Source organism: Caulobacter segnis ATCC 21756, assembly GCF_000092285.1.
Lineage (GTDB): Bacteria > Pseudomonadota > Alphaproteobacteria > Caulobacterales > Caulobacteraceae > Caulobacter > Caulobacter segnis.
In genome coordinates this window covers 4282867-4303463 of the sequence record NC_014100.1, presented here as the reverse complement: position 1 = coordinate 4303463, position 20597 = coordinate 4282867, and the positions used below count along the sequence as shown (strand labels likewise).

At 69.7% G+C, this 20597-nt stretch carries 17 protein-coding genes; 8 read left to right on the top strand and 9 right to left on the bottom strand.

Annotated elements, in window-relative coordinates; all coding sequences use genetic code 11:
* Positions 1-51: 51 nt before the first annotated feature.
* The 5 genes from CSEG_RS19650 to ybaL all read right to left on the bottom strand — a co-directional run bounded on the left by CSEG_RS19650 (position 52) and on the right by ybaL (position 8933).
* Positions 52-1428, bottom strand: a complete 1377-nt coding sequence (locus CSEG_RS19650) for an efflux transporter outer membrane subunit (RefSeq protein WP_013080981.1) — start codon at positions 1426-1428, stop codon at positions 52-54.
* Positions 1428-4229 (bottom strand): MFS transporter, encoded by a 2802-nt coding sequence (locus tag CSEG_RS23480; RefSeq protein WP_013080980.1) that lies wholly within the window; start codon positions 4227-4229, stop codon positions 1428-1430. Before CSEG_RS23480 ends, CSEG_RS19650 begins: the two co-directional genes overlap by 1 nt.
* Before the next feature lie 183 nt (positions 4230-4412).
* Complete coding sequence (locus CSEG_RS19635; protein WP_013080979.1) at positions 4413-6530, bottom strand: M13 family metallopeptidase; 2118 nt, start codon at positions 6528-6530, stop codon at positions 4413-4415.
* Positions 6531-6744: 214 nt separating this feature from the next.
* The gene (locus tag CSEG_RS19630; protein WP_013080978.1) at positions 6745-7197 is read right to left on the bottom strand and encodes a MaoC family dehydratase; all 453 of its coding nucleotides are present in this window, start codon (positions 7195-7197) and stop codon (positions 6745-6747) included.
* Between the two features lie 50 nt (positions 7198-7247).
* Positions 7248-8933, bottom strand: a complete 1686-nt coding sequence (ybaL, locus tag CSEG_RS19625) for a YbaL family putative K(+) efflux transporter (protein WP_013080977.1) — start codon at positions 8931-8933, stop codon at positions 7248-7250.
* Positions 8934-9004: 71 nt separating this feature from the next.
* Between ybaL and CSEG_RS19620 the strand changes: the two genes are divergently transcribed.
* Complete coding sequence (locus CSEG_RS19620) at positions 9005-9253, top strand: helix-turn-helix domain-containing protein (protein ID WP_013080976.1); 249 nt, start codon at positions 9005-9007, stop codon at positions 9251-9253.
* A 25-nt stretch (positions 9254-9278) separates the two neighbouring features.
* Complete coding sequence (locus CSEG_RS19615) at positions 9279-11072, top strand: cation:proton antiporter domain-containing protein (RefSeq protein ID WP_013080975.1); 1794 nt, start codon at positions 9279-9281, stop codon at positions 11070-11072.
* 4 nt (positions 11073-11076) lie between these two features.
* On the opposite strand, the gene CSEG_RS19610 is transcribed toward CSEG_RS19615, so the two are convergent.
* Positions 11077-11487, bottom strand: coding sequence for a MerR family transcriptional regulator (locus CSEG_RS19610; protein ID WP_013080974.1), 411 nt, complete (start codon positions 11485-11487; stop codon positions 11077-11079).
* A gap of 71 nt (positions 11488-11558) precedes the next feature.
* On the opposite strand from CSEG_RS19610, the gene CSEG_RS19605 reads away from it, so the two are divergent.
* The 5 genes from CSEG_RS19605 (at position 11559) to CSEG_RS19585 (ending at position 16937) form a co-directional block, all read left to right on the top strand.
* Positions 11559-12392, top strand: a complete 834-nt coding sequence (locus CSEG_RS19605; RefSeq protein ID WP_013080973.1) for a class I SAM-dependent methyltransferase — start codon at positions 11559-11561, stop codon at positions 12390-12392.
* A 353-nt stretch (positions 12393-12745) separates the two neighbouring features.
* Positions 12746-13966: an OmpA family protein gene (locus tag CSEG_RS19600; RefSeq protein WP_013080972.1), complete on the top strand. Its 1221-nt coding sequence runs from the start codon at positions 12746-12748 to the stop codon at positions 13964-13966.
* Between the two features lie 120 nt (positions 13967-14086).
* Positions 14087-14857, top strand: coding sequence for a sulfite exporter TauE/SafE family protein (locus tag CSEG_RS19595; RefSeq protein ID WP_013080971.1), 771 nt, complete (start codon positions 14087-14089; stop codon positions 14855-14857).
* Between the two features lie 118 nt (positions 14858-14975).
* A complete protein-coding gene (trhA, locus tag CSEG_RS19590) occupies positions 14976-15668 on the top strand; it encodes a PAQR family membrane homeostasis protein TrhA (protein WP_013080970.1) in 693 nt (230 codons plus the stop codon).
* Between the two features lie 15 nt (positions 15669-15683).
* Positions 15684-16937, top strand: a complete 1254-nt coding sequence (locus tag CSEG_RS19585; RefSeq protein WP_013080969.1) for a patatin-like phospholipase family protein — start codon at positions 15684-15686, stop codon at positions 16935-16937.
* Positions 16938-16995: 58 nt separating this feature from the next.
* Here CSEG_RS19585 and spt read toward each other — a convergent pair whose 3' ends face one another.
* Positions 16996-18213: a serine palmitoyltransferase gene (spt, locus tag CSEG_RS19580; protein ID WP_041538761.1), complete on the bottom strand. Its 1218-nt coding sequence runs from the start codon at positions 18211-18213 to the stop codon at positions 16996-16998.
* Positions 18214-18324: 111 nt separating this feature from the next.
* Here spt and CSEG_RS19575 point away from each other — a divergent pair, with 111 nt between their 5' ends.
* Positions 18325-19008 carry a TetR/AcrR family transcriptional regulator gene (locus tag CSEG_RS19575; protein ID WP_013080967.1) on the top strand — a complete coding sequence of 228 codons (684 nt, stop codon included), beginning with the start codon at positions 18325-18327 and terminating at the stop codon, positions 19006-19008.
* A gap of 103 nt (positions 19009-19111) precedes the next feature.
* On the opposite strand, the gene CSEG_RS19570 is transcribed toward CSEG_RS19575, so the two are convergent.
* Together CSEG_RS19570 and CSEG_RS19565 are read right to left on the bottom strand one after the other, a co-directional pair.
* The gene (locus CSEG_RS19570; RefSeq protein WP_013080966.1) at positions 19112-19453 is read right to left on the bottom strand and encodes a hypothetical protein; all 342 of its coding nucleotides are present in this window, start codon (positions 19451-19453) and stop codon (positions 19112-19114) included.
* 82 nt (positions 19454-19535) lie between these two features.
* Entirely contained in the window at positions 19536-20507 is a 972-nt protein-coding gene (locus CSEG_RS19565; protein WP_013080965.1) for a lipid A-modifier LpxR family protein, read from the bottom strand.
* Between the last annotated feature and the right edge of the window lie 90 nt (positions 20508-20597).

The following is a 20597-nucleotide window of genomic DNA, read 5'->3' as shown; positions in this document are numbered from 1 at the left end:
GGCGCGCCTCCTCAACCGCTGAAAGAGGTTTCATCTAAAACCAGACAGGCGCTACCGCCCGGTCTCCGTCCACCCGCCCCCCAGCGCCTGATACAGCGCCACGGCGTTTTGCAGCCGGGCCTCGCGGACCTGCGAGAGGGCCAGATCGGTCGCGAGCAGGCCGCGCTGGGCGTCCAGCTCCTCCAGATAGGCGACATAGCCGGCCTGATAGCGCTTGCGCGCGTGGTCCAGGGCCGAGGCGGCGGCGGCGCGTTGGCGCACGGCCGCGGCTTCCTGCTCGGCCAGGCGACCGGTCCCTTCGAGCGCGCTCTCGACCTCGCTGAAGGCGGTCAGCACGGCCTTGCGATAGCCGAAGGCGGCCTGGTCGCGGCGGGCCGTGGCGGCGTCGGACTGGGCCCGCAGGCGGCCGCCGTCGAAGATCGGCGCCAGGGCGCTGGCGCCGAGGGTCCAGACGGTCAGGGTGTCGACATGTTGGACGGACAGGACGCCGCCGGCCGCCGACAGGCGCACCTGCGGCAGGAAGGCGGCGCGCGCGGCCGCCAGGCTGGCGTCGGACGCGGCCAGCGTGGCCTCGGCCTGGGCGATATCCGGTCGTCGGTTCAACAGCGACGAAGGCAGGGGCGCGGAGGGTTGCGGGATGACGAGCCTGGCCAGCGTCCCGCGCGGGATGGCTTGCGAGGTCTGGCCGACCAGCAGGGCCAGGGCGCCTTCCTGGCGACGGATCGCCAGCTCCAGGGCTGGGACGCGCTGGGCGGCGGCCTCCAGCTCGCCCTCGGCCTGGCGAAGTTCCAGATCGGACGTCACGCCCTCGCGGGCCCGGCGGCGAGCGCGGGCGGCGGCTTCCTGGCGCGAGGCCAGGGTCCCTTGGGCGGTGGCCAGCTGAGCGTCCAGCGACAACAGGGCCACATAGGACCGCGCCACCGCGGCGGCGACCGACAGGCGCGCGGCGTCGCGGGCGTCGCGGCTGGCCTGCAGGCTGGCGCGTCCGGCGGCGTCGGCGGCGCGCAGGCGGCCCCAGAGATCGACTTCGTAGGCGACCTGGACCTGGGGCTGGGCCGCCAGGGTCGTGCTGGGCTGGCCGAAGGCGTTGAGGTCGCGCTCCTTCTGGACGCCCGCCCCAAGGTTGACCGACGGGAGCAGGGCGGCGCCGGCCAGGCGGCTCTGGGCCTCGGCCTCGCGAACCCGGGCCTCGGCGGCGCCGAGGTCGGCGTTGTAGGCCAGGGCGGCGGCGACCAGCTCCGACAGGCGCGGATCGCCGAACGCCTTCCACCCGTCGGCGACCGAGGCGTCCTCCGAGACAGTCGCGGTGGCGCGCCATCCGGCCGGCGGGGCGACGGCGGCCGAGGCCGGCGGCGCGGTCTTCGGGCCTGGCGTCGCGCAGGCCGTCAGCGCGCCAAGGCCGACCAGGCCGATCAGGGCGCGGCGCATCAGCGGCGGCCCTTGCCGGCGGTGTCGACCTCGGCCTGCACCGACATGCCGGGGCGCAGGCGGGCCAGATCGGCCTGGCCGGCGTCAAGCACGATACGCACCGGCAGGCGCTGGGCGATCTTGGTGAAGTTCCCCGTGGCGTTCTGCGGCGGCAGGATGCTGAACTCCGAGCCGGTGGCGGGCGAGACCTGCTCGACCCGACCCGTGAAGCGCTGATCGCCCAGGGCGTCGACCGTGACGCTGGCCGGCTGGCCCGGGCGCATGCGGCCCGACTGGCGCTCCTTGAAGTTGGCGATCACCCAGCGCTGCGGCGGCACCAGCGAGACGAGCTGCGTGCCGGCGGTCACCCACTGGCCATGACGCACCCCGACCTGGCCCAGCTGGCCGTCGGCGGGCGCGGTGACGATGGTGTTGGAAAGATCGATCTCGGCCAGGCGCAGCGCGGCCTTGGCGGCGGCCACGGCGGCCTCCAGGCCCTCGCGGGACACGCCGACCGAGCGGATGTCCTGGCGGGCGATCTCGCGGCCGGCCTTGGCCGAGGCGAGCGTGGCCTCGGCGGCGCGCAGGGCGGCGCGGGCCTGGTCGCGTTCGCGCAGCGACACCGAGCCGTCGGTGGCCAGGTCGGCGACGCGGGCCATGTCGGCGCGCGCGCGCTCGACCTGGGCCTGGGCCGAGCCGATGTCGGCCTCGCGGCTCTTCAGGGCCGCTTCGCGCGAGGCTTGCGCCTGGGCGGAGTTGGCCAGATCGGCCTCGCGCGCCGCCAGCGTGGCGCGGGCCTGATCGACGCGTTGGGCGTAGATGCGCTGGTCGATCGTGAACAGCGGTTGGCCCTTGCGGACCGTCTGGAAGTCCTGGGCGGCGACCCCGACGACGTAACCGCTGAGCTGCGGCGCCACGACCGTGACCTGGCCGCGCACATAGGCGTTGTCCGTCCGCTGCACCGAACCGCCGAACGGCGGCAGCTTCCACAGGAACAGGATCAGCAGGATCACCGCCAGGGTGACGGTGGCGGTGATGAAGATCGCATAGCCGCTCGGCGGCTTGGGCCGGGCGGGCGGCGGGGCGGCCGAGGCGGCGCGGTCTTCGGGCTGGGGCGCGCCGGGCGGCGGGGAGGTCGCGTCGGTCATGCGGGTCTCTCGGGCTGGAACGGTGGGAGCCGGCGACGCGCCAGCCTGGGCCTTCATACGCAAGGCCAGGCGCGCGAACAGGAAGCCGGCATAGAGGAATTGGACGAGGGCGACGACGCCGATCACCAGGAAGACGTCGTTGAAGGCCAGGATGCTGGCCTGCTGCGTCACCTGCTGGGTCAGGAGGACGCTGGCGTCGGCGGCGCGCAGCGCCGGATCGGCCTGGGTCGAGGCGTAGACGCCGCCATAGGTCTGCAAGGTCGCGGCGACGGCGGGGTCGGCGCCGGTCAGGCGCTCGGCCAGGCCCACGGCGTGCTGCTGGGTCCGCACCGTCTGCAGCGTGCCCAGCATGGCCGCGCCGAACAGGCCGCCCAGGTTCTGGGCGACCCCGAACATCACCGAGAAGGTGATGATCGAGCCCAGGCCTCGGGTCAGCAGCTGGCCGATGCCGAACATGAACGACGGGCCCAGGAACACGGCGGCGGCGAAGGCCAGCAGGGCCTGGCTGAAATAGAGCTCGCCAGGTCCGGTCTGGGGCGTGGAGCGGGCGTCCAGGAAGGCGGCGATGGCGATCAGAAGGATCGAGCCCAGGAACTGCGCCGGCAGGGTCTTCTGGTTCAGGGTGGCGGCGCTGATCACGACCCCGGCCGCGGTGGCGGCCAGGACGATGGCGTAGAGCAGGCGCTGCTGCTCGGCCGCGAAGCCGAGGGCCTGCATCAGGCCGGCGGCCCCGACCGTCTGCTCCGACAGGATCACCCGCACCAGGGCGACGTTCAGGCAGAAGCGCAGGAAGGTCCCGGTGGCCACCCACCGGGTGTCGATCAGCGGATGGGTTCGCCGATCCTCGACCAGGCCGCCCGCGACCAGCAAGACCAGCGCGGCGATCAGGCACCAGCCGATCCACGGCGCCTCGAACCACCAGACGATGCGGCCCAGGCCTAAGACCGCGACGATCAGGCCTAGCCCCCCGCCCAGCAGGGCGAAACTGAGGGCGTCGACGCCTTCGAAGACGTGGATGCGCATGCCTTGCGGCAGGCGGAACAGCCAGACGGCGGCCAGGCATAGGGCCGCGAGGCTGGCCTCCAGGGCGTAGAGCCCGTGCCAGTAGGCGGCGTCCAGCAGGCTGGTCGAGATCACCCGGGCCAGGGGCGAGCCCAGCTGCGAGACCCCGACCCCCAGCACCAGGGCGCCGATCCGGAACGAGGCGGGAAAGGCCTGCAGCATGTAGAACATGGCCAGCGCCGTCAGGGCCGCGGCGCCGACGCCGCTGATCGCCCGTAGGACCAGGGCCATGGCGAAGTTGTCGAGCGCGAGATGGGCGAAGGCCGCCACGGTGTAGAGGCTGAGGAACACCAGGGCGAACCGGCGGATGCCGAACTGCTGGCGGTACTTCACCAGCAGCAGGTTCATCGAGATGTTGGTCATGATGTAGACGGTGGTCAGCCACGCGCCTTCCGTGGGCGTTAGGCCCAGCGACCCCTGGATGGCGGGCAGGTTGACCTGGATCAGCGCCTGGCCCAGCGAGCCGGTGATCCCGATCAGCAGGCTGATGAGGCCGTGGATGACCCGGAACTGGACCGGAAAATGCGGCGTCGACGGCGAACCGGGCAGGAAGGGCCGCTCATGCGGAAGCCACTCCGGCGTCTGTCCGATCTGTTGGCCGTGCTGTGGCATGGGGTCTCGAGGGTGAGCCGGGGTCTTTTACAGCCCGGCGCGTGCGCGGCAAGGTTTAGTGTCCGTGGACTTTAGACTATGCGGGGTGGCGGCTCCTGAAGTCGCGCCGCGTCCCGGCGTCCGCCCAAGAAAAAGGCCGCCGGTTTCCCGGCGGCCTTTCCCGTTCACACTTGAGTCTCGCGACTACCAGATCTTCACGCGCTCTTCCGGCGGGACGTAGAGCTTGTCGCCCGGCTTGACGTCGAAGGCCGAGTACCAGCCAGGCTGGTTCCGGATCGTGCCGTTGACGCGGTAGTAGCCCGGCGAGTGCGGATCGCTGGCGATCTGCTGCTTGAGGGCGTCGTCGCGCGACTTGCCGCGCCACACCTGGGCCCAGCCCAGATAGATGCGCTGGTCGCCGGTGAAGCCGTCCAGCACCGGGGCCGGCTGGCCCTTCAGTGAGACGTGGTAGGCCTCGAGCGCCAGGGTCAGACCGGCCATGTCGCCGATGTTCTCGCCCATGGTCAGCTTGCCGTTGACGTGGACGCCCGGGAAGGGCTCGAACGCCGAGTACTGGGCGCCCAGCTTGTCGGCCTGGGCGTTGAACTTGGCGGCGTCTTCCGCCGTCCACCAGTCGCGCAGCACGCCGTCGCCGTCGGACTTGCGGCCTTGGTCGTCGAAGCCGTGACCGATCTCGTGGCCGATCACGCCGCCGATGCCGCCGTAGTTGATGGCCGGGTCGGCGTCGGGGTGGAAGAACGGCGCCTGCAGGATGGCGGCCGGGAACACGATCTCGTTGTTGACCGAGTTGTAGTAGGCGTTGACCGTCTGCGGGGTCATGCCCCACTCGCTCTTGTCGACCGGCTGGTTCAGGCGCTCGACGTCGTGGCGATAGTCCCAGGCGCCGGTGCGGATCATGTTGCCGTAGGCGTCACCTTCCTTGATCTCCAGCTTGGAGTAGTCACGCCACTTGTCGGGATAGCCGATCTTGACGGTGAACTTGTTGAGCTTGTCCTGAGCCTTGACCTTGGTCTCCGGGCCCATCCAGTCGAGCTTGTCGATCCGGGTCTTCAGGGCCGTGCGGATGTCGGCGACCAGCGACAGCATCTTGGCCTTCGACTCCGGCGGGAAGTAGGCGGCGACGTATTCCTTGCCGACCGCCTCGCCCAGCATGCCGTTGACCTGGCTCACGGCGCGCTTCCAGCGCGGACGCTGCTCGGGCTGGCCGGCCAGGGTCTTGTTGCGGAATTCGAACTGGGCGTCGGCGAAGCGCTTGGACAGCATCGAGGCGCCGCTGTCGGTCACCTTGAACGCCTGCCAGGCCTTCAGGGTCTCCAGCGGAGTGTCGGCGTAGATCTTCGCGTACTTGGGGAACGAGGTGTTGGTCGTGACGATGAAGCGATCGACCTTCGGCAGCTCCGTGCCCACCAGGTAGCGGTTCCAGTCGTAGCCTGGCGTCAGGGCCTGCAGCTCGGCCAGGGTGGCGGGGTTGTAGGTCTTGTCGCGGTTGCGGCGCTCGACGCGGGTCCACGAGGCCTCGGCCAGCTTGGTCTCGAAGTCGACGATGGCCTTGGCGTTCTCGGCGGGCTTTTCCCAGCCGGCCAGGGTCAGCATCTTCTCGACATAGACCAGATAGGCGGCCTTCTTGTCGGCGAACTTGGCGTCCAGATAGTAGTCGCGGTCGGGCAGGCTGGTGCCGCCGGTGCCCGCGTAGACGGCGTAGCGCAGCGGATCCTTGGCGTCGACGCCGATGCCCACGCTGATCAGGTCGGCGTAGGGCGTGGTCGAGCTCTTGCCCATCAGGGCCGTGAACTCATCCTTGGTCTTGACCTTCTTGATGCCGTCGAGCCAGGGCTGGATCGGCTTGGCGTCCAGCTTCTCGATCGCGGCCTCGTCCATGAAGGCGCGATAGGCGGCGCCGATCTTGGCCTTCTCGCCGGTCGCGGCCTTGTCGGCGGCGGCGGACTCGATGATCGCGCGGGTGCGCAGTTCGGAGAGCTCGGCCAGCTTGTCGAAATTGCCGTAGCGGACGCGATCCGACGGGATCTCCGTCTTGGCTTCCCAGGTCCCGTTGGCGAACTTGTAGAAGTCGTCGCCGGGCTTGGCGGTGGTGTCCATGCCCGAGATGTCGAAGCCCCAGGCGCCGTAGCGCGGGGATTCCAGGGAAGTCGTGTCGCCGGCGGCGCCCGCGACGCCCGCGGGCAGAAGGGACTGCATCACGCAGGCGTCGTCGATGCAGGCGTGCTGCTCGTGGGCTTGCGCGCCGAAAGCCGACAGGGACAGGGCCGCGAGGGCCGCCGCGCCGAACAAAACTCTTTTCATGGAAATCGCGTCCGTTGGAGTGAGCTGGCGGCAATCTGCAACGGCGCGAAATATTTGCTCCCTTAAAAAAAGTTCATGTTGGCCGTCAGGCGGACTTCGCCCGGATCTTCGGCGCCGCCCATGCGCGCGCCAGCGCTCGATCCGCCAATGGATTCCGGCGATCGGCGTTACGGAAACTTTTGCCCTTGGGGCAAGCCCAATCCGGGGAGAGGCGTCAGGCCTTGGCCGGACGGCGGCGGCGCGGAACGCGCACGATCGCCTCGCCGTCCATGATCGGATCCTCGCCGACCAGGGCCTCGCAGCGCAGGGTGACGCGGGCGCTGGTCTCGTCGATCGCCGCGACGGTGACGCGGGCGGTGACGACGTCGCCGATCCGCACCGGGCGATGGAAGGCCAGGGTCTGGGACAGATAGATCGATCCCGCGCCCGGCAGGATCGTTCCGACCACGGCCGAACCGAACGAGGCCGACAGCAGCCCATGGGCGATCCGCCCGCGATAGGCGGTCTTGGCCGCGAACGCCTCGTCGATATGCACGGGGTTGAAGTCGTCCGACGCTTCGGCGAACAGGCCAATGCGTTCCTCGGTGACGGTCACGTGCTTCTCGGCCGTCATGCCGACCGACAGTTCTTCAAGAATGTAGCCGCCCGAGGCGTGTGGCTGGATCATGACGCCGCGTTAGCGGGCGCGCGGCGTCATGACCAGCAAAATCCACATCCTCAATGCCCGCCGGCCACCGCTGGCGCGGGCTTGCGCGGGGCGCGGGAGAGCATGCCGCGGGCGATCTCGTCCTCGCCGATCAGGGCGTGGGAGGCGCCCATCTGCTTGAGCAGGGCCACGTCGGCGTCGGTATAGGCGCGCGCGACGATCAGGGCCTGGGGATTGGCGGCGCGGGCCTGTTCGATGATCCGTGCGGCTTCGAACGGGTTGGGCACGGCGACGAACAGGTGCGTGGCCTTGTCGAGCCCCGCCTCGAGCAGGATCTCGGGCTTCACGGCGTTGCCGCCGACGGTCTCGAAGCCGGCCTTGCGCAGGTCCTCGGCGCGCTCGACGTCGTCCTCGATCACGACCAGCGGCGTGCGGCCCTTCAGGCCCTCGGCCACGGCCTTGCCGACCCGGCCGTAGCCGACCAGCACCGCGTGCGGCTGGTCGGCGGCCGAGACGGGCGGCGTCTCGCCGCGCGCCTTGGCTTCCTTGGCGATCATCTTGGGCAGGATCCGGTCGAGGATCGCGAACAGCAGCGGGTTGACCAGGATCGACAGGATCGCCCCGGCCAGCACGAGATCGCGGCCGTCGTCGGGCAGCAGCTTCAGCGAGACGCCCAGGCCCGCCAGGATGAACGAGAACTCGCCGATCTGGGCCAGGCTGACCGAGATGGTCAGGGCCGTGCTCATTGGGCGCTTGAAGGCCCGCACGATGATCAGGGCGGCGATCGACTTGCCCACGACGATGATCAGCAGGGTCGCCAGCACCGCCAGCGGTTCGCGCAGCAGCACGCTGGGGTCGAACAGCATGCCGATCGAGACGAAGAACAGCACGGCGAAGGCGTCGCGTAGCGGCAGGGTGTCATTGGCCGCCTGCTGCGACAGCTCGCTCTCGGCCATGATCATGCCGGCGAAGAAGGCGCCCAGCGCGAAAGAGACGCCGAACAGGGCGGCCGAGCCGAACGCCACGCCCAGAGCAATGGCCAGCACGGCCAGGCGGAACAGCTCGCGCGAGCCGGTGTGGGCGATGCGGTGCAGGATCCAGGGGATCACCCGCCGGCCGACGATCAGCATGAAGGCGACGAAGGCGACGACCTTGCCGACCGTCAGGGCGAACGCGCCGAGCACCCCGCCGGCGGCCGCCCCGCCCTTGGCGTGATCGACTGGCGGTTCTCCGCCCAGCACGCCCGACAGGGCCGGCAGCAGGACGAGGGCCAGCACCATGGCCAGGTCCTCGACGATCAGCCAGCCCACCGCGATCTTGCCGCGTCCGGTCTCGACCAGCCGGCGCTCCTGCAGGGCGCGCAGCAGCACCACGGTCGAGGCGACCGACAAGGCGAGGCCGAACACAACGCCCGCGCCGACACTCCAGCCCAGCGCCAGGGCCAGGCCCAGGCCCATCACAGTAGCCGCGGTGATCTGCACGACCGCGCCCGGAATGGCGATCTTGCGCACCGCCATCAGGTCCTTCAGCGAAAAGTGCAGGCCGACGCCGAACATCAGAAGGATCACGCCGATCTCGGCCAACTGCGGGGCCAACTCCTGGTCGGCGACATAGCCGGGGGTGAAGGGGCCGACGACCACGCCGGCCAGCAGATAGCCGACCAGCACCGGCAGCTTCAGCCGGTTGGCGATGGCGCCGAAGACGAACGCCAGGCCCAGGCCCGCGACGATAGTGGCGATCAGCGAGGTATGGTGCAAAGGTCCTCCTTGACGGTCGTCTTTTTCGGGCGTACTCACCCAATATGGGTGAAGATGCCCGAGGCCGCTAGATGCCGCACGCAAAAATTCTCCTCCCGGCGCAATGCCGGGCCGCCCGTGGTCTGATCAACTGGTCCCAGGGAGAACTCGCCGACCGGGCGGGCGTTTCGCGCAGCACGGTCAAGGACTTCGAAACCGAGCGCCACGCCCTGCATCATAGCACCGAAAGGCTGCTGATCGACGCGATCGAGGCGGCCGGCGTGATCTTGATCATTGCGGACGAGGCCGGGGCCGGCGTTCGCTTCAAGAGGCCGATCTAACACTGGAGCTAAAGGGGGAGGGCGCGTGGAGCACGGGGTTTCAGCGGCGAACTACAAGGACCTTGTCCTGTTCCTGGCGACCGCCGGCATCGTTGCGCCGATCTTCAAGCGCCTGAAGATCAATCCCATCCTCGGCTATCTGCTGGCTGGCGTGATCCTGGGTCCGTTCGGCCTGGGCCGCTTCATCCACGCCGCGCCGTGGCTCGACTACGTCACCGTCGACAACCCCGCTGAAATCGCCCAGCTGGCCGAGTTCGGGGTGGTGTTCCTGCTGTTCATGATCGGGCTGGAGCTGTCCTGGGAACGGCTGCGGTTGATGCGCCGGCTGGTCTTCGGCCTGGGCGCGGCCCAGGTGATCGGCTGTTCGCTGGTGCTGGCCGGCGGCGCCATCCTGCTGGGCCAGCCGCCGGCGGCCGCCCTGGCGATCGGCGCGGCCCTGACCCTCTCGTCCACCGCGATCGCCGTGCCGGTACTGGCCGAGCGGCGGCGACTGCATTCGGACGCCGGACGCGCCACCTTCTCGGTCCTGCTGTTCCAGGACCTGGCCGTCGCGCCGATCCTGATCACCCTGGCCATCGTCGGTCGCGGCCATGGGGAGTTCCAGGCCTCCGACCTCCTGTCTCTCGCGCCGGCCGCCCTTGGCCTCGCCGTGATCGTGCTGGTGGGGCGCGTGGCCCTGCGGCCGATGCTGAAGTCCGTCGCCAAGGCCAAGAGCGAAGAGATGTTCATGGCCGCCTGCCTGCTGGTGATCATCGGCGCGGGCCTGGTCAGCCAGATGTCGGGCCTGTCGATGGCGCTGGGCGCGTTCGTCGCCGGCATCCTGTTGGCCGAGACCGAGTACCGCCATGAGGTCGAGGTCAAGATCGAGCCCTTCAAGGGCCTGCTGCTCAGCCTGTTCTTCGTGTCGCTGGGCATTCGCCTCGACCTGTCCTTGCTGGTGGCCAAGCCGGCGGTGATCCTGGGGACGGTCGTCGGCCTCCTCCTGGTCAAGGCCGCCGTCGTGTTCGGCATCGGCCTGCTGATGGGGCTGGGCCGCAAGGCCGCGACCGAGGCGGCCCTGATCCTGGCGGCGGGCGGCGAGTTCGCCTTCGTGCTGCTGGACAACGCCATGGGCGCGCAGGTGGTCTCGCCGGCCATCGGCCAGGCGGTGCTGGTCTCGGCGACCCTGACCATGTTCCTGATCCCGGGTTTGGCGGCGCTGGGGCAACGACTGGGCCGCAAGGGCGCGCCCGCGCCAGTCAGCGAAGCGCCCGCCGCCGCCGGGCCGGATCGCCTGGGGCCGGAGCCGACGGGGCAGGTGCTGGTGATCGGTTATGGCCGGGTCGGCAAGCTCGTCGGCGACATGCTGGGGCGCCACGACCTGCCGTGGATCGCGGTCGACCGCGACGCTCGCCTGGTTGAGCGGGCCCGCCGAGACGGACGGCGCGTCTATTACGGCGACGCCGCGCGGGTGGAGCTTCTGGAGCGCTGTGGCTTGGCCACGGCCCGGGCGGTGGTCGTGACCATGGACGCGCCCGAGGCGGCCGAGGCGGTGGTCGCGGCCGCGCGCGGCGCGCGTCCCGACCTCGCCATCGTCGCCCGCGCTCGCGACGCCCGCCACGCCGCGCGCCTCTACGAGCTGGGCGCCACCGACGCCGTGCCCGAGACGATCGAGGCCTCGCTGCAGCTCTCCGAGGCCGTGCTGGTCGATATCGGCGTGCCGATGGGTCTGGTCATCGCCTCGATCCACGAGCGCCGTGACGAGTACCGCAAGAAGCTCAATCGCCCGGACGCCCTGGGCGGCAAGCGGCGGCGGCTGCGCGACGCGTCGCTGCGGTAGGCGGCTAGACCGCCTCGGCCCGATAGCGCCTGCGCCGATGACCCGCCGCCTTCACCAGGCGCAGGAAGTGCGGGCAGTCCGCCAGGACCGGAACCTTGCAGTCGGCGGCGTGGCGCAGGCCCTCGCGCATCCGGGTCAGTTGCTCGATCCGCCGATCCAGATGCGCCGCCTGGGCGCGAAGCCGGGAACGATCGATGTCGGGCCCGTCCAGCAGATGGGCGATCTCGCCCAGCGTGAAGCCGCAGGCGCGGCCCAGGGCGATCAGGGACAGCCGCTCGGCCGTCTCCGGCGCGAACAGGCGCTTGAGGCCCCGCCGTCCAACCGAGGCGATCAGGCCCTTCTCCTCGTAGAACCGCAGGGCCGAAGCCTTGACGCCGGACCGGCGGGAGAGCTCGGAAATGTCGATGTCGAACATCGCTTGACCTCAAGTGCGCTTGAACTTGCAGGATTGTCGGGCCGCGTGATCCTGGCAATGAGGAGATGAGCATGAGCACGAGCGCCGAGCGCGACATGGCGGCCTATTGGGACCGGGCCGGCCAGGTGTGGGTCGAGCACCAAGCGCTGCTGGATCGGATCATGGCGCCGATCGGCGAGGCTGTGGTCGAGGCGGCCAGCCTGGCGAATGGGGAATCCGTGCTCGACGTCGGCTGCGGCGCGGGCGCGACCACGCTGGCGGCGGCTTGGCGAGTGGGGCCGACGGGGCGCGCGGTCGGGGTCGACATCTCCGGGGCGCTGGTCGAGCTGGCCCGCCGGCGCGCGGGCGAGGACGGGATCGAGGGCGCGGAGTTCCTGCTGGCGGACGCCCAGACCCACGCCTTCGCCCCGTCGTTCGACGCGATCATCTCGCGGTTCGGCGTGATGTTCTTCCCCGATCCCGTGTCCGCCTTCGCCAACCTGCGGCGGGCGCTGAAGCCGGGTGGACGGCTGGCGTTCGCCGCTTGGCGAGGGCCGGAGGAGAACCCCCTGTCGCAGATCCCCCTGCGCGCCGCCGCGCCTTTTCTGTCAGAGCCGCCTCGCTTCGAAACGGAGGGGCCGGGACGCTTCGCCTTCGCCGATCGGGATCGCGTGCGCGGCGTCCTGGAGGCCAGCGGCTGGCGGGAGATCGCCGTCGCGCCGCTGGACGCCGCCAGCCCTCTGTCCTTCGACGAGTTGCTGACCATGAGCCTGCGGGTCGGGCCGCTAAACCCGATCCTCAAGGCGGCGGACGAAGACATGCGCCGGAAGGTCGGCGAAGCGGTCGCGACCGCCTTGGCGCCCCACGTCCGGGAGGGTGTCGCGACAATGAACTCGGCGTGCTGGCTGGTCACGGCGAAGGTCTAGCTTGGCCTTTCGCTTTGGCGTGACGTGGGCGGCGATCGTCGATGACATGCGAAGAGGTGAGGTTTTTTAGCGACGATCTAAGAATGCTTGGTCTTTTCACGCCTAGAAACCTTGCGCGCAATCGTTTCACGTGCGAACCCAGCAAAGCTGACGCTTCCATTTCGTGGAGGTTGGCGGACACGCTCGGATGCGACTCTGAGGGGCGGTCTTGTAGAGCTTTCCCTTGAAAAAACAGGGAGGGCGAAACCTGACGAGTGTGTCCTCGCTGACACTTTCCCGTGGCGTTCGCCTTGGTATAACAGCGCTAGGCTCGGGTTTCCGGCCTGGGCAGGGCAATAGAGGGCTCTTCAAAAATGAAACTCAACCTCCTGGCGGGAGCCGCTCTAGCCGCGGTGTTCGCCGCGTCGGGCGTTTCGGCCCAAGAGACCGGCTGGTACGGCGCGGTCGACCTGGGCTACCATTGGCCGCAAGGTCTCAAGACCGAGTCGGACGCCAACGCTCCTGACGGCGCGCACTATCACTGGGGCTGGAAGTCGGACAGCGACTGGACCGGCTTCGTTCGCCTGGGCTACCAGTTCAATCCGAACTGGCGCGCCGAAGTTGAAGGCGGCTATCGTCCCGGCGACCTGAAGGGCGTCCACGGCAACGCCGCGCGCGCTCGCCAACCGCTGGGTCTCTGCACCCCGGGCGTGACCCGCACCGCCTCGGCCCCGACCTGCGGCGCCCCGGATGGCTCGATCGATTCCTGGACCCTGATGGCGAACGTCATTTACGACTTCGCGCCGGGCGCCTGGTTCAATCCTTTCCTCGGCGCTGGCGTGGGCATCAACCGCCTGGACGTCAAGACCCTGGGTCAGTTCAGCAACGTCCCGGCCCTCAGCGACCCGACGATTCCTAACCCGGCGATCCAAAACCTGACCGTCGACGACGACGATCTGGCCGTCGCTTGGCAAGCCATCGCCGGCGCCTCGATCAAGGCGACCGACAAGCTGAACATCGACATCACCTACCGTTATATCACGGGTTCGGAGCACGCCTGGCAGTCGCAAGGTTCGAGCGCTCTGCAGCCCGGCGCGTTCGCGGGCCAGTACAAGGACCAGTCGCTGACCGTGGGTCTGCGCTACTCGTTCGCGTCGCCGCCCCCGCCGCCGCCTCCGCCCCCGCCGCCTCCGCCCCCGCCGCCCCCGCCGCCTCCCCCGCCTCCCCCGCCGCCGCCGCCTCCGCCGCCGCCGGCCTTCGAGGCGCGTGAGTTCATCGTGTACTTCCCGTTCGACCAATCGGTCCTGACGCCGGAAGCGCAATCGGTGGTGACGGAAGCCGCGAAGTACTCGAACGACGGCAAGGCGACCAAGATCATCGTGGTCGGCCACACCGACACCTCGGGCTCGCCGAAGTACAACGTCAAGCTGTCGGAACGCCGCGCCAAGGCCGTCGCCGACGCTCTGGTCTCGCAAGGCGTCTCGAAGGACGTCCTGGGCGTCGACTGGAAGGGTGAAAGCGCTCCGGCCGTCGCCACCGGCGATGGCGTGAAGGAACCGCTGAACCGTCGTTCGACGATCTCGATCAACTTCTAAGATCGACGACGACTTGAAGACTTGGGAGGGCCCGGCGGCGACGCCGGGCCCTTTCTCTTGGTCGCCGCCTTCTCCTGGACGCGGCTTGGGCCCGAGCCGGAGAGGCTGTAACACCGCCGCATGCTGACCGATCCGCTGTTCTACGCCGTGGCCATTCCGGCCGTGATCCTGCTGGGCCTGGCCAAGGGCGGTTTCGCGGGGATAGGGGTCGTGGCGGTGCCGCTGATGGCGCTGGCGGTGTCGCCGGTTCTGGCCGCCTCGATCGTGCTGCCGATCCTCCTGGTGCAGGACGTCGTCAGCGTCTGGGCGTTCCGGAAGAGCTGGGACAAGGGCCTGCTGATCCTGATGCTGCCGGCCGCGGCGGTCGGCATCTTCCTGGGCTGGGCGCTGGCGGCCTTCGTCAAGGAGGCGGCGGTCGAGCTGGCGGTCGGCGTGATCTCGGTCGCCTTCGCGCTGCAGCGCCTTTGGGCCGAACGGGCGGTTCGAGCGGCCGAGCAGGTGGACGCGACGCCGGGACGGCCCTGGTTCGGCGCCCTGTGCGGGGCGGCGGCCGGGTTCACCAGCCAGATCGCCCACGCCGGCGGCCCGCCCTTCCAGATCTACGTCCTGCCGCGTCGCTTGCCGCGCGACACGTTCATCGGCACCAGCGCGATCTTCTTCGCCGTCGTGAACTGGATGAAGGTCCCGGCCTATGTCGCCCTGGGCCAGTTCACGCCCAAGGTGCTGGCCACCGCCGGGGTGCTGGCGCCGCTGGCCATCGCCTCGACCTGGGCCGGGGTCTGGCTGGTGCGGCGCGTGCCGGCCGAGGGCTTCTACAAGGTGATCTACGTCCTGCTGGTGCTGGTCGGCGGCAAGCTGATCTTCGACGGGTCCCGCGGCCTTTTGACCTGAAGCGCGTTTTACCGCCGATCGTGTCGCGATCGCCCTTTCGCGGCCATACTGATCGACGCTTATATGTCACGGAACGAACTTACCGTTCGGGCGTACTGCATCCGGACAGAGCGGGGCCATGGACACGACCACCCAAACGACCGATCTCGTCGGACGCGAGCCGGCGGCGACGCACTATCCGACGCCGGCGGCCAAGTGCGCCGACCTGATCGTGCACCTGGCGGGTCTGGCCGGCGCCCTGCTGGGCGGCGGCATCCTGCTGGGCCTGGCCTTCGGGCTGGGCGACCTCAAGCAGGTGGCCGCGGTCAGCATCTACACCGTCGGTCTGATCCTGATGCTGTCGCTGTCGACGGCCTACAACTTCGCCAAGGCGCGTTGGCGGCCGCTGCTGCGCCGCTTCGACCACGCCGGCATCTTCGTGATGATCGCCGCGTCCTACACGCCCTTCACCACCCAGAACCTGACCGGCTGGTGGGCCATCGGCATGACCACGGCGGTGTGGACCGTCGCCGGCGTCGGCGTGGCGGCCAAGCTTTTCCTCCCGGGCCTGGACAAGCGCTTCTGGGTCGGCCTGTACCTGGCCCTCGGCTGGCTGGTCTTGGTGGCGATCAAGCCGATGATCGACGGCCTGTCTTGGGTGGCCCTGCTGCTGCTGGCCATCGGCGGTCTCGTCTATTCCACCGGCACGATCTTCTACCTGATGCGGCGGCTGAAGTTCCGCCGCGCCATCTGGCATGGCCACGTCATCGGCGGCGCGGGCCTTCACTACGCCGCCGTGCTGGTGGGCGTCGTGCTGGCTGGCGCGCGGTAGCGACTGAGGCGCGCCGTGGACAAGGATCTTTCCGGCAAGGCCAACCTGCAGGGCTTCTTCCGGACCGATCCCCTGCGCGGCAAGCGCCTGCCCGCTCCGCCCAATGACCGCCATGTCGAGGCCGCCGGCTTTCCGGGCGTGCGCCTCAGCGTCGATCAGGCCGACGACGCCCTGCGCCAGGCCGCCGATCGGCTCGCGCCGCTCCGCTCATTGCTGGGCCGCGACGAGTTCAACATCCTGGCCCTGTCCGGCGGCGCCGCTGGCGGCGCCTATGGCGCGGGCGTGCTCACAGGCCTGTCCAAGGCCGGCCGACGCCCTGACTTCGCCATCGTCACCGGCGTCAGCACCGGCGCCCTGATCGCGCCCCTGGCCTTCCTGGGCTCAAGCTGGGACGAGCGCCTGACCGACGCCTATGTCGGCGGCCACGCGGCGGAGCTGCTCAGCCTGCGCCGTCTGAACTCGGCCCTGGGCCCCAGCATCTTCAAGGGCGAGTCGCTGGATCGCCTGGTCGAGACCTTCGTCGACACGGCCATGGTCGAGGCCGTGGCGGCCGAGCACCTGAGGGGCCGGCGCCTGTTGATCGCCACCACCAATCTCGACAGCCAGCGGGCCGTGGTCTGGGACCTGGGCGAGATCGCCACCCGGGGCGGCGACGATGCGCTGAAGCTGTTCCGCACCCTGCTGGTCGCCTCGTCCTCGGTGCCGGGGATCTTCCCGCCCAAGCTGATCGACGTCGAGGTCGACGGCCGCCCGCATCAGGAGATGCACGTCGACGGCGGCGTGGCCGCGCCGCTGTTCCTGATGCCCGACGCCCTGCTGCACTGGCGCAACCTCGGCCCCCGCTTCCGGCGCGGCCGCGTGCACGTGATCGTCAACACGGTGCTGGACCCCGCGTCGCAGTCGACACCACCCGGCGTGGCCTCGATCATGAGCCGCAGCTTCGACACCATGCTGCGGTTCTCGTACCGCCAAGCGCTGAGCCTGGCCGCCGGCTTCTGCACGCGCCACAACCTGCCGCTGTCGGTGGCCTCGATCCCGGGCAGCTTCGAGGGCTTCAACCTGCTGAAGTTCGAGACCGGCCTGATGAAACGGATCTATGACGCCGGCGTCGATCAGGCGATGGCCGGAACCGCCTGGACCAGCGCGGTGGAGGAGCAGAGCCTGTGGCGCGGCCTGTTCAAGAAGCCGCTGGCCGCCTCGCCGGCGGCGGGAACGGGCGTGATGATCCGCGAGGAGCCGCTGGGCGCCCAGGCCCAGCTGGAGCCGTAGACAGGCTCCATCGTCTTGGACTTGAAGCGCGTTCGAGCGGTTTAACCGCTCACGCGCTCTAGAGGGCCGCGGCGCAACGGACGTCGGGCAGCACGCCAAAGGCCCGGCCCAGGCGGATCAGCGCATCGGCCAGGCCGTCGATCTGGGCGTCCGAATGCGCGGCAGAGATCGCGCAGCGCAGCAGGCTCTCACCCGATGGCGTCGCGGGCGGCAGGCCGATGTTGACGTAGTAGCCGTCGTCCAGCAGCGCCCGCCACATCGCCATGGTGATCTCGTCCGACGGGAGGCAGACGGCCACGATCGGGCTGGGCGTCGGGCCCAGCTGGAAGCCGGCCGCCGTCAGGGTGTCATAGAGCCGACGGGTGTTGCGCCACAGCCTGGCGCGCAGCCCGGGGCGTTCGCGAACCGCCGCCAGCGCCGCGCGCACCGAGGCCACGGTCGCGGGCGGAAGCGAGGCGGTGAACATGTACGGACGGCAGGCCAGGCGCAGGATGTCGAACTGCGCATGGTCCGACACGCAGTAGCCGCCGATGGCGCCCAGGCTCTTGGAGAAGGTGCCGACCACGAAATCGACCTCGCCCAGCAGGCCCTCCTGCTCGGCCAGGCCACAGCCGCGCTCGCCCAGCACGCCCATCGAATGGGCCTCGTCGACCAGGACGAAGGCGCCGTGCCGCTTGGCGACCGCGACGATGTCCCGCAGCGGGGCGATGTCGCCCAGCATCGAATAGATCCCCTCGACCACCACAAGCTTGACGCCGGGCTGGTCCGACAGTCGCCGCAGGCGCGCGTCCAGGCTGGCGGGATCGTTGTGCTTGAAGCGGATGGCGCTGGCCTGGGTCTGCTTGCAGGCGTCGTAGATCGAGGCGTGGCTGTCGGCGTCCAGCAGCAGGAAGTCACCGGCGCCGACCAGCGTCGAGATGACCCCGAGATTGGCCTGGTAGCCGGTCGAGAACACCATGGCGTGGGCCATGCCGTGGAAGGCCGCCAGCTCGCGCTCCAGCGCGACGTGGTCGGAGAACGAGCCGTTGGCGATGCGCGAACCGCAGGTGCCGGTGCCTTCGGCGCGAACGGCCGCGACGGCCGCCTCGATGCACGCCTCGTCGAAGGCCAGTCCCAGATAGTTGTGGGTGCCGGCCGTCACCGTCCGCTTGCCGTTGATGATCGCCTCGCTGGCCGACAGCAGCCTGTCCATCACCACGCCCGTGGGCATCTGGCCGTGCGCGCGGGCGGCGTCGTAACGGGCGATCAGGGCGGAATGGGAGTCGAAGAGGCCCAAGGCGGTGCTTTCCAAAGGCGGCCCTCGTCGGCCGCGAGGTCGGGTTGTGGAAAGTTGGAATACTGTCTAAAAATAGCCGTGGCAATGAAATTGGAACCTAATCCAAATTTGATGCTGGCCCTGCGGGCGCGCGGCAAGGCCCGCCGCTGCGCCGAGATCATCGCGGCGGCCTCCGCGTTGTGGCGCGAGCGAGGGATCGAGAACGTCTCGCTAAGCCAGATCGCGGCCGCCGCCCAAGTGGCGCCGCAGACCATCTACAATCTGATCGGCGGCCTGGACGCGATCGCCTTGGCCGTGGTGAACGTGGCGGTCGACCGCATCGAGACCGCCATGGCCTGCAGCGCCGCCACCGGCGTCGAACTGGCGCTCGAAGCCTCGAGCCTGTCGGCGGCGCTCTACGTCGCCGACGCAGCGCTCTATCGCCAGGTGCTGGTGCGGATCCCGCGCGTGCTGTTCGGTGGCACGCGCCTGGGTCGCGAGCCCGCCGACGTCGTCGTCCATGCGATGGCCCAGGCGCGGGCGGCCGGCGTGCTGCAGCAGACGGTGGATCCGGCGCGCCTGGGGCGGACGATCTATTCCAACTATCTGGGCGCGATCTACGATTGGGCCTGCGGCGACGCCAGCGATGCGATGTTCCTGGCGACGGCGAAGGTCGCGGTCCTGGCGCCGGTCGTGGCCTGCGCCAGTGACGCGGCGAGGCCGGAGCTCTCGGCCCGGCTTCTGGCGTGTCTCGCGGACGAGGGCGGCGGCGTTGCGGACCGGCAAGGCGCGCGCGCGGCGAACGCCCTGGCCTAGGGCGCGTTAGGTCCAAGTGTGAGCGCCCAGACCGCTTGAGCGCGCTCTAAGTGTTTGAATTATAGCCTTGGTTTTGAGGGCTCCGTCCAAACCAGACGGGGCCCTAGGCCTTCTTCAGATACCGCGCCCGAAGCTTGGCGACATTCGGCGGATCACTGCGGAAATCGGACGCCAGGCCCAGACGGGCGTTGCACGACGGACAGCGGACATGGTCCTCGTCGGCCAGTTCGGCCGGCGGGTCGAAGCGGGTGCCGCACGGCTTGCATTTCCAGTCGCCCACCGGCGCGGGGGCGGGCGGTGGCGGCGGCGGGGCGGCCGACGGCGTGAACACGGTGGTGCGGGCCGACGGCTTGACCATGCGCTCCAGAGGCGGCGGACCGCCGGGGGCGGCGACCGGGCTCTTGAGGCTCAGGGTCTTGCGGCGCGGGGGCTCGCTCTCGCTCATGGTCTCGCTTTGGCAGTGAACAGGTGGGGCGCTTGCTGCATGAAAGCGGCCAGAAACACAAGCCAAATAGGCGGATTGACGCCTACCAGTGGGGCTTCAGGCTGAACGACAGGGCGACCACGTCGTCCTTCTGCGTCGCCAAGCCCATGATGCCTTCCTTGGCCTTGATCTCGCGGTGGATGTAGCCCAGCGAGGCCTGCATCGGCCCCTTGCGCCAGGCGACGCCCGCCTGGCTGTCGCCGATCAGGCGGCTGGTCGCGTCCTGGGTCAGGCCCGCGCGGCTCCAATCGCCGTTCTGGCCGCGCAGCATGTTGAAGCCGACGGCCCGGCCGCTGGCGGCGGCGTAGATGTACCAGCGCCCGCGGCTCCCGAAGGCTTCGTCGCCCTCGCGCACGCCCAGGGCGTTGGTGACCCGGTCGCCCATGTTCTTCTTCTTGCCCAGGCGCAGCGTCGCCCCGGCCTCTGCCGATCCGCCGGCTCCGCCGAAGCCGACGCCGGCGTGCGGTGTCACGTCCAGGGCGTACTTGCGGCCCGCCAGCATCACCGCCGAAGGCCAGCCGCGCGTGACGGTGACGTCGACCTCGCGCAGTTCGTAGGCGTCGGGACGCGAGAGCGTCAGCGGCGCATAGGCCGCGGTCGGCGCGGCGCCCGCCATCGAGACGCGGACGGAGTCGATCGGGCCGCCGGGTTGGGCCTGGTGGCTGAAGGCGTTCGAACGCCAGCTGATCGGCCCCACGCCTTGGTAGTAGCGATCGGTGTCCAGCAAGCGCGCATCGCCCGTCAGCGCGGTCGTCGGCAACGCGAAGCCGCCCTCCAGCGCCAGCTCGATCGCCTCGCTGTCATAGGCGATGAAGTCGGCGGCCGGGTTCAGCGGACGCAGGCTTTCGGGTTTCACGGCGAAGGTGGGTTTCGTGGGCGCGAGCTTGGCGGTCGCGAGCTTGTCGACCGGCGCCTTGCCAGCCTTCTGGGCCGCGCAAGCGATCTCGGCGTGACCGAGCACGACGGCCAGAAAGGCCGTAACACACAGGACGGTTCGCTCCCCAGCGGTCCGCATCCCGGATTCCCCAATCCTAACGGAGGTCCAGCCTACGCGCTTCCTGCCACCTGTCCACCGTGACGAAAGCGCACGTGGTGAACAGACAGG

Excerpts from the sequence above, each read along its gene's own strand:
- CSEG_RS19650 (WP_013080981.1), bottom strand. The coding sequence starts at position 1,428 with ATGCGCCGCGCCCTGATCGGCCTGGTCGGCCTTGGCGCGCTGACGGCC.
- CSEG_RS23480 (WP_013080980.1), bottom strand. The coding sequence starts at position 4,229 with ATGCCACAGCACGGCCAACAGATCGGACAGACGCCGGAGTGGCTTCCG.
- CSEG_RS19635 (WP_013080979.1), bottom strand. The coding sequence starts at position 6,530 with ATGAAAAGAGTTTTGTTCGGCGCGGCGGCCCTCGCGGCCCTGTCCCTG.
- CSEG_RS19630 (WP_013080978.1), bottom strand. The coding sequence starts at position 7,197 with ATGATCCAGCCACACGCCTCGGGCGGCTACATTCTTGAAGAACTGTCG.
- CSEG_RS19620 (WP_013080976.1), top strand. The coding sequence starts at position 9,005 with ATGCCGCACGCAAAAATTCTCCTCCCGGCGCAATGCCGGGCCGCCCGT.
- CSEG_RS19610 (WP_013080974.1), bottom strand. The coding sequence starts at position 11,487 with ATGTTCGACATCGACATTTCCGAGCTCTCCCGCCGGTCCGGCGTCAAG.
- CSEG_RS19605 (WP_013080973.1), top strand. The coding sequence starts at position 11,559 with ATGAGCACGAGCGCCGAGCGCGACATGGCGGCCTATTGGGACCGGGCC.
- CSEG_RS19600 (WP_013080972.1), top strand. The coding sequence starts at position 12,746 with ATGAAACTCAACCTCCTGGCGGGAGCCGCTCTAGCCGCGGTGTTCGCC.
- CSEG_RS19595 (WP_013080971.1), top strand. The coding sequence starts at position 14,087 with ATGCTGACCGATCCGCTGTTCTACGCCGTGGCCATTCCGGCCGTGATC.
- trhA (WP_013080970.1), top strand. The coding sequence starts at position 14,976 with ATGGACACGACCACCCAAACGACCGATCTCGTCGGACGCGAGCCGGCG.
- CSEG_RS19575 (WP_013080967.1), top strand. The coding sequence starts at position 18,325 with ATGCTGGCCCTGCGGGCGCGCGGCAAGGCCCGCCGCTGCGCCGAGATC.
- CSEG_RS19570 (WP_013080966.1), bottom strand. The coding sequence starts at position 19,453 with ATGAGCGAGAGCGAGCCCCCGCGCCGCAAGACCCTGAGCCTCAAGAGC.
- CSEG_RS19565 (WP_013080965.1), bottom strand. The coding sequence starts at position 20,507 with ATGCGGACCGCTGGGGAGCGAACCGTCCTGTGTGTTACGGCCTTTCTG.